Annotated in this window: 11 protein-coding genes; 4 read left to right on the top strand and 7 right to left on the bottom strand. The window is 68.1% G+C overall.

Annotated elements, in window-relative coordinates:
• Positions 1-89: 89 nt before the first annotated feature.
• Positions 90-602 carry a 2'-5' RNA ligase family protein gene (locus ACWF0M_RS37090; protein WP_452240449.1) on the top strand — a complete coding sequence of 171 codons (513 nt, stop codon included), beginning with the start codon at positions 90-92 and terminating at the stop codon, positions 600-602.
• A 5-nt stretch (positions 603-607) separates the two neighbouring features.
• Complete coding sequence (locus ACWF0M_RS37085; protein ID WP_452240448.1) at positions 608-1630, top strand: YihY/virulence factor BrkB family protein; 1023 nt, start codon at positions 608-610, stop codon at positions 1628-1630.
• Between the two features lie 41 nt (positions 1631-1671).
• Here ACWF0M_RS37085 and ACWF0M_RS37080 read toward each other — a convergent pair whose 3' ends face one another.
• Together ACWF0M_RS37080 and ACWF0M_RS37075 are read right to left on the bottom strand one after the other, a co-directional pair.
• Positions 1672-2802 carry a D-alanyl-D-alanine carboxypeptidase family protein gene (locus ACWF0M_RS37080; protein ID WP_452240447.1) on the bottom strand — a complete coding sequence of 377 codons (1131 nt, stop codon included), beginning with the start codon at positions 2800-2802 and terminating at the stop codon, positions 1672-1674.
• A gap of 58 nt (positions 2803-2860) precedes the next feature.
• Positions 2861-3805, bottom strand: coding sequence for a zinc metalloprotease (locus tag ACWF0M_RS37075; RefSeq protein WP_452240446.1), 945 nt, complete (start codon positions 3803-3805; stop codon positions 2861-2863).
• A 238-nt stretch (positions 3806-4043) separates the two neighbouring features.
• Here ACWF0M_RS37075 and ACWF0M_RS37070 point away from each other — a divergent pair, with 238 nt between their 5' ends.
• The gene (locus ACWF0M_RS37070) at positions 4044-6986 is read left to right on the top strand and encodes a S8 family serine peptidase (protein WP_452240445.1); all 2943 of its coding nucleotides are present in this window, start codon (positions 4044-4046) and stop codon (positions 6984-6986) included.
• A 47-nt stretch (positions 6987-7033) separates the two neighbouring features.
• On the opposite strand, the gene ACWF0M_RS37065 is transcribed toward ACWF0M_RS37070, so the two are convergent.
• From ACWF0M_RS37065 to ACWF0M_RS37045, 5 genes are all read right to left on the bottom strand, one after another.
• Positions 7034-7753, bottom strand: coding sequence for a FadR/GntR family transcriptional regulator (locus tag ACWF0M_RS37065; RefSeq protein ID WP_452240444.1), 720 nt, complete (start codon positions 7751-7753; stop codon positions 7034-7036).
• 175 nt (positions 7754-7928) lie between these two features.
• Positions 7929-8717, bottom strand: coding sequence for a 3-oxoacyl-ACP reductase (locus ACWF0M_RS37060; protein ID WP_452240443.1), 789 nt, complete (start codon positions 8715-8717; stop codon positions 7929-7931).
• Positions 8718-10064: an aldehyde dehydrogenase family protein gene (locus ACWF0M_RS37055; RefSeq protein WP_452240442.1), complete on the bottom strand. Its 1347-nt coding sequence runs from the start codon at positions 10062-10064 to the stop codon at positions 8718-8720. It abuts the gene before it with no gap.
• On the bottom strand, positions 10061-10768 hold the full coding sequence (locus tag ACWF0M_RS37050) for a gamma-glutamyl-gamma-aminobutyrate hydrolase family protein (protein WP_452240441.1): 708 nt from the start codon (positions 10766-10768) through the stop codon (positions 10061-10063). Before ACWF0M_RS37050 ends, ACWF0M_RS37055 begins: the two co-directional genes overlap by 4 nt.
• On the bottom strand, positions 10749-12095 hold the full coding sequence (locus ACWF0M_RS37045) for a glutamine synthetase family protein (RefSeq protein ID WP_452240440.1): 1347 nt from the start codon (positions 12093-12095) through the stop codon (positions 10749-10751). The genes ACWF0M_RS37050 and ACWF0M_RS37045 overlap by 20 nt, the downstream gene beginning before the upstream one ends.
• A gap of 164 nt (positions 12096-12259) precedes the next feature.
• Between ACWF0M_RS37045 and ACWF0M_RS37040 the strand changes: the two genes are divergently transcribed.
• Positions 12260-13789, top strand: coding sequence for an amino acid permease (locus ACWF0M_RS37040; protein ID WP_452240439.1), 1530 nt, complete (start codon positions 12260-12262; stop codon positions 13787-13789).
• Positions 13790-13912: the final 123 nt, after the last annotated feature.

The following is a 13912-nucleotide window of genomic DNA, read 5'->3' as shown; positions in this document are numbered from 1 at the left end:
CGAGCGACCGGAACAGACCGTCACCCCGGCTCCCGCCGAGTCCCAACAGCAAGCACCGTATCGGTGCCTGCAGCAAGGATGGTGCCCTAGTGACCACGATCGGTGTCGCGATCCCGATCGCGGAGCCGTACGGCGCGGAGTTGCAGAAGTACCGTGCCGACTTCGGCGATCCGATGGCCGCGTCGATCCCGACCCACGTCACGCTGCTGCCGCCGACCGAGATCGGGGCCGACGACCTGGCGGTGATCGACGAGCACCTGCTCGCGGTCGCGGCCCGGTTCCCGCGGTTCCGGATCCGGCTGCGCGGTACGGCGACCTTCCGGCCGATCTCGCCCGTGGTGTTCGTGCCGCTGGCCGAGGGCATCTCGTCGTGCGAGGTGCTGCAGTCGCAGGTCCGATCCGGCCCGCTGAAGGTGGATCTGAAGTTCCCGTACCACCCGCACGTCACGGTCGCGCACGACCTGGACAAGGACGCACTCGATCGCGCGTACGACGCCCTGTCGGAGTACGACTGCGCGTTCGACGTCGAGCACTTCAGCCGCTACGAACACGGCGCCGACGGCGTGTGGCGCCCGCAGCGGTCCTTCCCGCTGGCAGGCTGACCCGGGTGAAAGCGATATGGGCGCGCGTTCGTCGTACCCAGCTTTGGCGGGCCTGGCAGCGGTACAGCAGCCAGCGTGGCGGCCGCCTGGCCGCGGCGACCAGCTTCTTCGGGTTCCTGTCGCTGTTCCCGCTGATCGTGCTGGCGGCGGCGGTCGTCGGCTCGCTGCTCGGCGCCGACGCGATCGCGACGCTCAAGGACTCCCTGCGGCAGAACCTGCCGGGGATCGGCAACAACATCGACATCGACGGGCTGATCGGCCACGCCGGCACGATCGGGCTGATCTCCGGCGTCGGCCTGCTGTTCACCGGCCTGGGCTGGATCGACGCGATGCGGGCCTCGATCCGGCTGATGCACGAGCTGGACGACGAACCCGGCAACGCGATCCAGCAGAAGGCCGCCGACTTCGGCGCGCTGATCGGTCTCGGCCTGATTGGGCTGATCGCGACCGGCGCCTCGTCGGTCCTCACCGGCCTGTCCGAGCGGATCGTGAACGCGACCGATCTGGACGGCACCTGGCTCGCGAGCTGGGGCCTCCAGTTGATCGGCATCGTCGTCGGCATCGGCGCCGGTGCGCTCCTGTTCGGCTACCTGCTGACGGCGCTGCCGCGGATCGTGCTGCCGCCGAAGGTCGCGCTGACCGGCGCGGTGGCCGGCGGCATCGTGTTCTACCTGGCGCAGCGGCTCGGCAACGTGTACGTCGACCACGTGATCGGCGCGAACGCGGCGTACGGCACTCTCGCCTTACCGCTGGCGTTGCTGGTCTGGATCTACCTGATGACGCGGGTGATCATGCTGATCGCGGCGTGGACCAAGGAGGCGACGGTCGCCCCGGAGCCTGTGGTCTCTGCACCTGTTGAGGAGGAGCCGCTGCTGCTCGGGCCTCCTGGTAAGCGGTACAAGGTCGTGCCGATCCCTGAGCGCAAGGCGGACACCGTCGCGGTCGCCGCGGGCGCGGTCCTAGGTGTAACCCTCACCACCCTCGCTGTCCAGGGCGTCCGAGCGGTCCGCGCCGTCCGGCATCGGTGACAGGGCCGCGCAGGGCGTCGGTGACGGGGCGGTGCAGGGCGTCAGTGGCGGCGGCGGCGTAGGGTTCGCGGGCGGCGGAGGAAGAGGCCGAGGAGCAGTACGGGCGGTGCGGCGTACGCCCAGTCGGGGACGCGGAGGGCGAGGGACTGGACCGCCTGGCCAGGGTTGAGCGCGGTGCGTGCCTGTGGCCGGTCCGCCGTACCTGAACCGGATCTTGTGGCGGGTTTGCCTTCCGGCTGGGTCTTCGGCGGCGCGACGGCCGGTTTGACCAGCGTGCCGACCGGCTTGAGCTTGCCGTAGTTGGTGAACGTCCAGGTCAGCAGGTTGCTCGCGTCCTCGGTGATGCCGTGCGGCGCGTTCATCATCGTCACCACCAGCGTGTGCCCGTTGCGGCGGGCGGCCCCGACGAATGTGTTCCGCGCGAGCGTGGTGTAGCCGGTCTTCACACCGAGCGCGCCGTCGTAGTTGAACAGCAGCTTGTTCTGGTTCGCGACCTGGTACGTGCCCTTGTTGCCGGCGTTCGGGAAGTTCGTGTACTTCGTCGACGCGTACTTCGCGAAGTCCTCGCGGGTGAGCCCCGCCTGCGCGAACAAGGCCAGGTCGTACGCGCTGGAGTACTGCCCGTCGGCGTCCAGCCCGGTCGGGTCGGTGACGTGGGTGTCGAGCGCGCCAAGATCCTTGGCCTTCGCGTTCATCCGCTGAATGGTCGCGGGTACGCCGCCCTCGTCGTGGGCGCACAGTGCGTGGACGGCGTCGTTCCCGGACGCCAGGAACATGCCCTGGAACAGCTGGTCGACCGTGTAGCGCAGGCCCGGGTACACGCCGACCTTGCTGCCGATGATGCCGGCGTCCGCGTCCGAACCGACCACCGGATCGGTCTTCTTCAACCGGGGCAGCAGGACCAGCGCGGTCAGCGTCTTGAGCGTGCTGGCCGGGCGGAGCTGCGCGTGCGGCGCCTTGGCCGCCAGCACCTGGCCGGTGTCCACATCGGCCACGACGTACGCCGATGCCTGGACAGCCGGCGGCGCCGCCCCGTCGGCGACCACCGTCGGCTTCGCGGTCAGCAGGTCGCCGCCGACCGGACCTTGTGGGGCCTGGCCGGCGGCGGACGCTGTCAGAGGTCCGGCGACCACCAGTGCGGTGGTTGCGCAGGCCGTCAGAAGCAAACGCATCGCGGAGACTCTAGTTGGCGAACGGTGCAGATGTCACAGGTGGGTCTCATGCCCTGAATCAAGCACGGTAGGCAGTCCACATGTCGCTGATGCGGGTTGACTGACCGGGGGTGAACTGGTTGTAGCAGGAGTCGTAGGAGTAGTCCATGTAGTTGTGGATCGGGTCCAGGCCGGGCAGCGAGCAGGAGTCGCGGCCGGTCGGGCAGCCGCTGGACGAGCTGCTCTGGGCGGGAGTGTCGGCCACCGAGTCGTTCGTGCTGGTGCAGCCGCCCTGGAACGTGTGGTACAGCCCGAACCAGTGACCGGCCTCGTGGGACGCGGTCTTGCCTTCGTTGTAGTTGGTCGCCGAACCGCCCGGCAACGAGGTGTACTGCACCCGGATGCCGTCGATCGACGGGTTGCTCGCGTAGTCCCACGGGAACGTCGCGATGCCGAGGTACGAGAAGTCGACCAGCCAGATGTTCAGGGCGTTCTTACCGCCCTTGCGCGTTTGTGACCGGTACTGCGTGCTCTGCCGGTCGTTGTGCCACTGGTTGTTGTTGTAGCGGTACGTCCCGGCCAGATAGAACGTGAATCCGGTGTTCGCGGCCTGCGACGACTCCTGACCGGCGAAGTCCTGGTTCAGCTCGGCGATCTGCTGCGTGATCTGCGCGTCGGTGACATCTCCGGCACCGGTGCTGCTCCGCATCACGTTGATGTAGACCGGGACACTCGCCGAGGCCAGCGTGCCGGCCTGCGGAGCGAGCCCGCGGGCCGCCTTGGCCTTCAGGATCTGTGCGGTCTTGGCGTCGATGGCCTTCTGCTCGGACGCCGACAGCTCCCTGTGGTCGGCGCCGAAGCCGCCACGGGCGGCGGGACCTTCCTCCGGCGTGAAGCAGGCCGGGTTCCCGGTCGCGTCGACGGGCAACTGGGCAGTCGCCTGTCCACCGAGCGGACTGAACGCAAGCGCCGTACCGGCCAGCAGAACGGCCAGAGCGCGGGGACGGGTAACGAAAGATCGCATAGCGGTCCTCCAGAATCGGGCCGCTTTGGGCGGTGCGGCCGAATCCGGCGATTTTCCCCACCATCCCGGCACCTGCCAACCAATTCCCTGACCCCCCAGTGCCACGGCACCACCACGCCGAAGCTGCGGTCGGGTTGCGCCGGCCGGCCTTTGAACGATAGAAGTGTGTGCCCATCTCTACCGGTGCCGCGGGGGCCGCGCCGGTTCACCCGCCCTCCCTTCCTGTGCTGGAGTTTGGATGCGCCGCGCCCGCATGCCGCTGACGTCTGCCCTCACCACCGCCCGCTCCGCCAAACTGCTGCGACTAGGCCTTCCCGCCGCCTTGGTCGCCGCGATCCTGGTCGCCGCCACCGGCTCGTCCGGCACCGCCGACGTCTCCGCCGAGCCACGTCCGTTCAAGGCGAAGTCCAATCTCGGAAAGCCGGCCGGGCCCGCGTACGACGCCAAGTCGGTGCTCGTGAAGTTCAAGCGGAAGGCAACCACCTCGGCCCGCAAAGCCGCCCTGGCCAAGGTCAAGGGAAAGCCGGACGTACCGGTCACCTCGGACGTGGTCACCGTGACCGCCGACCTCCCGGCCCCCGACCTCCTGAAGAAGGTCAAGGCCGACCCGTCGGTCGAGCTGGCCTCGCTCAACTACATCCGGCGGGCGTCCGCCACGCCCGGCGACCTGTACTACGCCAATTACCAGAAATACCTGCCGACAGTTCGGGTCAACCAGGCGTGGGACCTCTCGAAGACCGCCGGAACGCAGACGATCGGTGTCCTCGACACCGGTGTCGACGCCGGTCACCCGGATCTGGCGGGACACCTGCTCCCCGGCTACAACACGTTCAACACCGCGCTGGCGCCGAACGACGGCGACGGCCACGGTACGGCGGTCACCGGGATCATCGCGGCCGGCACCGGCAACTCGATCGGCATCGCCGGCGTGGCGTGGAACGCGAAGGTCCGCCCGGTGAAGGTGCTCGACGACAAGGGCGAAGGCAGCGACGCCAACGTCATCAACGGCCTCAACTGGGCGGTCAAGAACGGCGTCCGGGTCGTCAACATGTCGCTCGGCAGCGCTGGCGACAACCCGATCCTCCACCAGGCGATTCAGAACGCCGTCGCCAAGGGCGTCGTACTGGTCGCCGCCGCCGGCAACACCGGTTCGTCGGAGCCGAACTACCCGGCGGCGTATCCCGAGGTCCTGTCGGTCGGAGCCACCAATTGGTACGGCGCGAAGACCGATTTCAGCACCTGGGGCGACTCCGTCGACATTGCCGCCCCGGGCTTCAACCTCACCACCACCGCACCCCGCGCGAAGACCCCGTCCGGCTTCGACCCGTACTACAGGGGCCTGTCGGGTACGTCGTTCTCCTCGCCGATCGTCGCGGGTGTTGCCGCCCTGGTCCGCAACAAGTGGCCGACGTTCACCCCGGCCCAGGTAATGGCGCGGTTGAAGACAACCGCCCGCGACGCCGGGCCCCGCGGCATCGACCCGTACTACGGCGCCGGCATCCTCGATGCGTACTCGGCCCTCGGCGGCAAGTGGATGACCGACTTCCCGATGAACCCGGCGGACGGCAACGACCAACCCGCCCGGGCTACTGTCCTTCCCAACACCCCCGCACAGTATTCCGGCACGCTCGGTGTGGAGGGCGACGTCGATTGGTACATGATCAACACCTCGAGCACGCTCCAGATCTCGGTGTCGGGGCCGGTGTACGACTGCGCCTTCTCATCGAACTTCGGTCCTCGCCTCGACGTGTACGACCGCGACCTGCAACCGCTGACACATGCGGAGAACCCGTATCCGACGACGGAGATCGATCCGCTCACCGGCTGCCCGCGGCCGATCGGCATGTACGTGGGCCCCGCCGTCACAGGTCCGACGTACTTCGCCATCCGCAACACCAACGGATCCCGGGACACCCGGGCGTACACACTGACCATCACCGTCGTGGGCCGCGCAGACCCGCGGATGGGCGGCACGGCGTACCCGGTCATGAATGCGCAGCCGGCCGACACCGCGACGAACGTGCCGGTGAGTGCCAAACCCACGGTGACCTTTGCTCGTCCGGTCGTCGCCGACAGCGTCAACTCGACAACCGTCCGGCTGATCAACGGACGGACCGGTGCGGTGGTCGGCGCGACCGTCGCCTACGACGCGACGACCAGGCAAGCCGTGCTCAGTCCGACCTGGCCACCGGCGCCCGCCTATCCGGATACCCCCGCGCCGCTGCTCGACAACACGCCGTACCGGATTCAGGTCACTGGCGTGCAGGAGGCCGACGGTACGCCGCCGGCGTCGTTCATCAGTACGTTCTCCACGGAAGACATCGCGCCGCCGGAGGTGTCGCCGTTCGACGCGGCCGGCGGCTACCTGGCCGCGAACCTGTCGTGGTCGATTGCTCCCACGACCGACCTGGACCAGGTCATCGTGCGGAGGAACGCCGGGAGCACGGTGCCGACGCCGACCACCGGCACGCTCGTCTATGCGGGTACCGGGACCACCGCGAAGGACACAGGTCTGGCGCAGGGTGTCACCTACACGTACGCCGTCTGGGCCCGGGACCGTGCCGGCAACTACAGCCGGCCGAACGTCAAGCGGCTGGCGGGGATGAAGTCGGGGATCGGCACGAGCTCGACGCTGGTCACCTACGGCGGGACGGCGACGCTGCACGGAAGCCTGTTGCGGATCGACAACAAGGCATTCTACGGACTGCCGATCAACGTCTACGTGCGCCCGAAGACGTCGTCGAAGTTCACCCTGCTCGCGACGCCGAAGACGTCCGTTCCCGGGAGCGTCTCGTTGGTCGTCAAGCCGATCGTGTCGTCGGTGTACATGATGACGTTCCCAGGGAACGACCTGATGATGGGGACACGGACGAAGGACATCACGGTGAACGTCACGCCGACACTGTCGGCCACCCTCTCGCCGGCATCGATCCGGCTGGGGCAGCTGTCCGCGTTCAGCGGCTACCTCGCCCCGGCGCACGCGGGGCAGACGGTCTACCTGCAGCAGTACAGCAACAAGGTCTGGAAGTCGATCGCCACGGTCAAGGCCAGCACCTCTGGCAAGTACGCCTTCGGCATCAAGCCGGCAGTGCGTGGCCAGATCGCTTACCGGGCTTGGCTCCCCGCCGACGCCGACCACACCCAGGCGTCCAGCGTCAACAAGATCCTCACGATCAGCTGAACCATCCCACACGACACCCCGGCCGCGTACCGCGGCCGGGGCCGGAGCTACTCGAGGAAGGCTCGGAGTAGGGCCTCGGTGCCTGCCAGGTGTTCCTGCATCGCCTGCCGGGCGGTGTCGGGGGCGCCGGACACGATCGCTTCGATGATGGCTTGGTGTTGGTGGTTGGAGTGGTCGATGTTGCGTTCCAGGAGGGGGATGGCGTCGAGGAGTTCGTTGAGGCGCATGCGGACGTCGGCCATGGCGGAGGTTAGCGACGGGGAGCCGGTGACTTCGGCGATGGCCAGGTGGAGGCGGGAGTCCAGGCGGCGGTAGTCGGCCAGGCGGGCCGTGGACGTTTCGGCCAGGCAGCGTTCCAGATGGTCGCGTTCGGCGGCGGTCAGGGTGCGGGACGCGGCGGCTTCCGCGGCGCCGGTCTCCAGGACGAAGCGGAGCGTGAGGGCGTCGTCCAGGCCCCCGGCGAGGTCGCGGGCGAGGCGTTTGGCCGGCGTACGGCGGGGTTTCGGGAGTTGCTCGTTGACGAACGTCCCGCCGTACCGGCCGCGGCGGGACTCGACGTACCCGGCCTCGGTGAGGGCGTGGATCGCCTCGCGGAGCGTGACCCGGCTGACGTTCAGCCGGGTGGCGAGCTCGCGCTCGGGCGGTAGCCGGTCGCCGGGCACGACGACGCCGAGCTTGATTGCCTGCAGCAACCGCTCGACCGTCTCCTCGAACGGGTTCCCGGCCCGTACCGGCCGGAACACCGCGTCATCTGCCTGAACGACCATGCCCCCACACTAAGGCCCTGCCCGGCAACCCCACGCCTACTGCGCGGCACTCGGCACGGCACCTCGCCGCACGGGAGCAAAGGCCACGATGCTCCGCATCGAGACCTTCGCTCCCGCACGCCGATGCACCGCACCGAGCACCTGCTCGCGACGGCGTGGGGTTGCCGGGCAGGGCCTAGATCGGTGTTACATAAGCGCCCGAGATTCCCCCGTCGACGAGGAACGTGTTGGCGGTGATGAAGGAGGAGTCGTCGCTGGCCAGGAACGCGACCGCGGCGGCGATCTCCTCCGGCTCGCCGAAGCGGCCCATCGGGACGTGGACCAGCCGGCGCTCGGCCCGCTCGGGGTCCTTTGCGAACAGTTCGGTGAGCAGCGGGGTGTTCACCGGGCCCGGGCACAGCGCGTTCACCCGGATGCCCTGCCGTGCGAACTCGACGCCCAGCTCGCGGCTCATCGCCAGTACGCCGCCCTTCGAGGCGGAGTACGAGATCTGCGAGGTCGCCGCGCCCATCACGGCGACGAACGACGCGGTGTTGATGATCGACCCGCGACCTTGCCGTTGCATGTAGGGGATCGCGGCCTTGCAGCACAGGTAGACCGACGTCAGGTTGACCTCCTGGACCCTCCGCCACGCCTCCAGCCCGGTGTCCAGGATCGACGCGTCGTCGGGCGGTGAGATGCCGGCGTTGTTGAACGCGATGTCCACGGCGCCGTACGTGTCGAAGGCCTGCTTGAACAGGTTCTCGACCGCGGCCGGGTCGGTGACGTCGGTCGGCACGAACAGCCCGCCGACCTCGTCCGCGGCGTCCTTGCCCGCGGCCGGGTCGAGGTCGCCGATCACGACGTGCGCCCCCTCCGCCGCGAGCCGCCGTACCGTGGCCAGACCGATCCCGCTCGCGCCACCGGTCACCACCGCGACCCGGCCCTCGAGCCGATGAGCCTTGCCACCCAGGTCCACAGTCATTCAGTCCTCCGTGCTGATGAAGATGTTCTTGGTCTCGGTGAACGCGGCCAGCGCGTCCGGTCCGAGCTCCCGGCCGAGGCCGGACTGCTTGTAACCGCCGAACGGTGTCGAGTACCGCACCGACGAGTTCGAGTTCACCGAGAGGTTCCCGGCCTCGACGCCGCGACTGACCCGCAGCGCCCGGCCGACGTCGCGGGTCCAGATCGAGCCGGACAGCCCGTACTCGCTGTCGTTCGCGATCCGCAGCGCGTCGGCCTCGTCCTCGAACGGAACCACGGCGACCACCGGCCCGAAGATCTCCTCGCGCAGGGCCCGGTCGGGAGCGGGAGCCAGCACCGTCGGCGGGAACCAGAACCCAGGCCCGCTCGGCGCAGTCCCTTGGAACGCGGGGTTCTCGACGTACGACGCGACCTGCTCGCGCTGTCCCGCGGAGATCAACGGCCCCATCTCGGTCGCCGGATCGCTCGGGTCGCCGACCTTGAAGTTCTTCACCGCCGGCTCGAGCAGCTCCAGGAACCGGTCGTACGCCGAACGCTCGACGAGGATCCTGGACCGCGCGCAGCAGTCCTGCCCCGCGTTGTCGAACACGCCGTACGGCGCCTGCGCGGCGGCCTTCTCCAGATCCGCGTCGGCGAAGACGATGTTCGCCGACTTGCCGCCCAGCTCGAGCGTCACCCGTTTCACCTGGTCCGCGCAGCCGGCCATGATCTGCTTGCCGACCGTGGTCGAGCCGGTGAAGACGATTTTCCGGACCGCGGAATGCGTGACGAAACGGTTTCCGACAACGGTTCCCTTACCGGGCACGACCTCGAAGACACCGGGCGGCAGACCGGCCTCCAGGGCCAGCTCGCCGAGGCGCAGAGCGGTCAACGGAGTCAGCTCGGCGGGCTTCAGGACAACGGTGTTTCCGGCCGCCAGCGCAGGCGCGAAACCCCAGCCGGCGATCGGCATCGGAAAGTTCCACGGAACGATCACGCCGACCACGCCGAGCGGTTCCTGGAACGTAATATCGATGCCGCCGGCAACCGGAATCTGTTTTCCGAAAAGGCGTTCCGGGGCGGCCGAGTAGTAGGTGAGCACGTCCCGGACGTTGCCGGCTTCCCAGCGCGCGTTGCCGATCGTGTGGCCGGCGTTCTCGACCTCCAGCGCGGCCAGGTTCTCCAGGTCGGCGTCGACCGCGTCGGCGAAGCGCCGCAGCAGCCGCCCGCGATCGGCGGGCGTCACGTCCCGCCAGGTCTCGAAGGCCTTCGCGGCCCGGGCGATCGCGGCGTCCGCCTCGTCCTGAGTGGCAAGCGAGATCGTCCGGATCACCTTCTCGGTGGCCGGATTGATCACGTCATACGTCATGAGGTGCTCCTGATCAGTGCGGTGAACAGCCGCAGGTCCTCGGGGTTCTCCTCCGGATGCCACTGGACCCCGAGTGCGAAGTCGTGGCCTTCCACCTCGGCCGCCTCGACCGTTCCGTCGCCCGCGCGGGCGGTGACCTTCAATCCCGGTGCGACGACGTCGAGCGCCTGGTGGTGGTAGCAGCTGCCGTCGGCGCGTTCGCCGAGGATCCGCGCGGTGAGGGTACCGGGCTCGGTCTTCACCTCGACGGTGCCGAAGGTCGCCGGTTCCGGCCGATGCGCGTCGTGGGCGACGACATCCGGCAGGTGCTGGTGCAGCGTGCCGCCGAGCGTCACGTTCAGCATCTGCAGGCCGCGGCAGATCGCGAGCAACGGCACATCACGGTCCAAGGCGGCGCGGATGAGTATTGCCTCGTGGTCGTCGCGGCCAGGCCGGGTGTCGACGGTTTCCGGGTGCGGAGTCGCCTGGTAGGACGCGGGATCGACGTCGCACCCGCCGGCGACCACGAGTCCGTCGAGGATGTCCAGGACGGACGGATCCGTACCGACCGGCGGCAGTAGCAGCGGCACCCCTCCGGCCGCTACCACCGCATCCAGATAGACCCGCGGGACGAGCGCGGCCTCCCGGTTCCAGATCCCCCACGTCGCCGGCTCCAGGTACGTCGTGATCCCGATGCGCGGGCGTCTAGAGGCGTTCGAACCCACGGACCCGCTCCCAGTCGGTGACGGCGGCATCGTACGCATCGAGCTCGACGCGTGCGGCGTTGCTGTAGTGGTCGACCATCTCGTCGCCGAACGCCGTACGGGCGATCTTCGAACCGGTGAAGAGCGCGGCGGCTTCGCGGAGCGTGGCCGGGACGTGCTCCTTGTCAGACTCGTACGCGTTGCCCTCCAGCAGCGGCTCGAGTTCCAGCTCGTTCTCGATGCCGTGCAGGCCGGAGGCGATGATCGCGGCGACCGCGAGGTACGGGTTCACGTCGCCGCCGGGGAGGCGGTTCTCGACGCGGAGTGAGTCGCCGTGGCCGACCACGCGCAGCGAGCAGGTGCGGTTGTCGAGACCCCAGGCGATCGCGGTCGGCGCGAAGCTGCCGCGGACGAAACGCTTGTAGGAGTTGATGTTCGGCGCCAGCAGGTACGTGAACTCGGACAGGCAGGCGAGCTGGCCGGCGATGAACTGTTCCATCAGCCGGGAGAACCCGTGGTCGCCGTCACCCGCGAGCACCGGGTCGCCGTCGTCGGCGCGGAAGCTCAGGTGGATGTGGCACGAGTTGCCCTCGCGTTCGTCGTACTTCGCCATGAACGTGAGGCTCTTGCCGTGCTTGGAGGCGATCTCTTTCGCGCCGGTCTTGTAGATCGAGTGGTTGTCGCAGGTCGCGAGCGCCTCGTCGTAGCGGAAAGCGATTTCGTGCTGGCCGAAGTTGCACTCGCCCTTCGCGGACTCGACGTACAGGCCGGCGCCGGTCATGCCGTTGCGGATGTCGCGCAGCAGCGGCTCGATCCGGGAGGTGCCGACGAGGGAGTAGTCGACGTTGTACTGGTTCGACGCGGTGAGGCCGAGATACCGCTTGTTCCACGCGGTTTCGTAGGTGTCGTCGAAGACGATGAACTCGAGCTCGGTCCCGACGTACGCCCTGAGTCCCCGCTGCGGCAGGCGATCCAGCTGGGCCCGCAACACCTGCCGCGGCGAGGCGATCACCGGCGTACCGTCCAGCCACTGTACGTCGCACAACACGAGCGCCGTGCCCTCGAGCCACGGGACAAGACGGAGCGTGTCCAGGTCGGGCGCCATCACCATGTCGCCGTACCCGCGCTCCCACGATGACATCGCGTAGCCGTCGACGGTGTTCATGTCGACGTCGACCGCGAGCAGGTAGTTGCAGCCCTCGGTCCCGTGCTTCAGCACCTCCTCCACGAAGTACCGCGCACCGCATCGCTTGCCCTGCAGCCGCCCCTGCATATCCGTGATCGCCACCAGCACCGTGTCGATCTCGCCGGCGTCGACCAGCCTGCGCAACTCCTCCACACTCAACACGGCCACTCCCGGAGCTCTATTGGTCTGTTTCCAGTCCATTGACTCAAGTCTCGGTCGGGATGTCAACGCGTGCAGTTTCCCTTGACAGTGCCTGACCGGGGTGCCTCAATTACCTAAAGGTCTGGGGGGAGACCATTGAGGCGCTGTGTCTAGGAGGCCCCGCAATGAGCAAAGACGAGTCCGCCGCCCCGATGACCGACGACGAGAAACGACTGCATCAGTTGGGCTATGCCCAGGAGCTGTCCCGGACGATGTCCGGGTTCTCGAACTTCGCGGTGTCCTTCACGATCATCTCGATCCTGTCCGGCTGCCTGACCCTGTACGGGTTCGGGATGAATACCGGCGGCCCGGTGCTGATCGTGTGGGGCTGGCCGTTCGTCGGCCTGATGACGTTGTTCGTCGGCCTCGCGATGGCGGAGGTCTGCTCGAGCTTCCCGACCGCCGGCGGGCTGTACTACTGGTCCGCCAAACTCGCGCCGTCCAACGGCGCCGCGTGGTCCTGGTTCACCGGGTGGTTCAACTTCCTCGGCCAGGTCGCGGTGACGGCCGGTATCGACTTCGGCGCCGCGTTCTTCCTGAACGCGTTCCTGGACCTGCAGTTCGGCTTCAGTACGACGCCCGGCCACACGATCCTGCTGTTCGGGATCATCCTGCTGGTGCACGGGTTGCTGAACTCGTTCGGTGTGAAGCTCGTTGCCAGGCTCAACGACATCAGCGTGTGGTGGCACATCGTCGGTGTGGTCTTCATCGTCGGCGCGCTCGTGATCGTGCCGGACAAGCACCAGTCGGCCGGTTTCGTGTTCGGTCACTTCGTCAACAACACCGGCTGGGGCTCCACCTTCTACGTCGCGCTGCTCGGCCTGCTGCTGGCGCAGTACACCTTCACCGGGTACGACGCTTCCGCGCACATGACCGAGGAGACGCACGACGCGGCCCGGTCGGGTCCGCGCGGCATCGTGATGTCGATCCTCGTCTCGCTGGCCGCCGGGTGGGTGCTGCTGATCGGTCTGACCTTCGCGATCCAGAGCTACGACGGTGCCCTCAAGGGAGATATCGGCGTACCGCCGGCCCAGATCTTCATCGACGCGGTCGGGGCGGGGCTGGCCAAGATCCTGCTGCTGGTCGTGATCGGCGCGCAGTTGTTCTGCGGGATGTCGTCGGTGACCGCGAACTCGCGGATGATCTACGCGTTCTCCCGGGACGGGGCGCTGCCGGGGTCGAAGTTCTGGCACAAGATCAACGGCAAGACCAGGACGCCGACGAACGCGATCTGGCTGGCCGCGGGCGGGGCGTTCCTCCTCGGTCTGCCGTACCTCTGGAACGCGACGGCGTACGCCGCTGTCACGTCGATCGCGGTGATCGGCCTGTACATCGCCTACGTGCTCCCCACCCTGCTGCGGTTGCTGCAGGGCAAGAGCTTCCAGCCCGGCCCGTGGCACCTCGGCCGCTGGAGCCGCCCGATCGGCATCGTCGCGATCGTCTGGGTCGCGTTCATCACGATCCTGTTCATGTTGCCGCAGGTCAGCCCGGTCACTGGTAGCACCTTCAACTACACGCCGATCGCCGTACTGGTCGTCCTCGGCTTCGCGGCGGCGTACTGGTTCCTGTCCGCCCGCCGCTGGTTCACCGGCCCCAAGGTCCAAGGCACCGAAGCGGAGTTGGCCGCCATCGAACGCGACCTAGAGTCGATCTGACCCCTCTTTGGGCCCCCACCAACCGTTTTCGCGGTCGCGAAACGGTTGGTGGGGGCCCAAAGTCGTCGAAAGACCATCCGGTGCCCCGGCACGATCGTGCCGTCGTGACTGCTCGGAACTGGG

This window comes from Kribbella sp. NPDC055110, from assembly GCF_053607525.1.
The sequence above is the reverse complement of the archived record's forward strand: the minus strand, read 5'-3'. Positions and strand labels throughout refer to the sequence as shown.

Excerpts from the sequence above, each read along its gene's own strand:
- ACWF0M_RS37055 (WP_452240442.1), bottom strand. The coding sequence starts at position 10,064 with ATGACGTATGACGTGATCAATCCGGCCACCGAGAAGGTGATCCGGACG.
- ACWF0M_RS37070 (WP_452240445.1), top strand. The coding sequence starts at position 4,044 with ATGCGCCGCGCCCGCATGCCGCTGACGTCTGCCCTCACCACCGCCCGC.
- ACWF0M_RS37065 (WP_452240444.1), bottom strand. The coding sequence starts at position 7,753 with ATGGTCGTTCAGGCAGATGACGCGGTGTTCCGGCCGGTACGGGCCGGG.
- ACWF0M_RS37040 (WP_452240439.1), top strand. The coding sequence starts at position 12,260 with ATGAGCAAAGACGAGTCCGCCGCCCCGATGACCGACGACGAGAAACGA.
- ACWF0M_RS37075 (WP_452240446.1), bottom strand. The coding sequence starts at position 3,805 with ATGCGATCTTTCGTTACCCGTCCCCGCGCTCTGGCCGTTCTGCTGGCC.
- ACWF0M_RS37080 (WP_452240447.1), bottom strand. The coding sequence starts at position 2,802 with ATGCGTTTGCTTCTGACGGCCTGCGCAACCACCGCACTGGTGGTCGCC.
- ACWF0M_RS37060 (WP_452240443.1), bottom strand. The coding sequence starts at position 8,717 with ATGACTGTGGACCTGGGTGGCAAGGCTCATCGGCTCGAGGGCCGGGTC.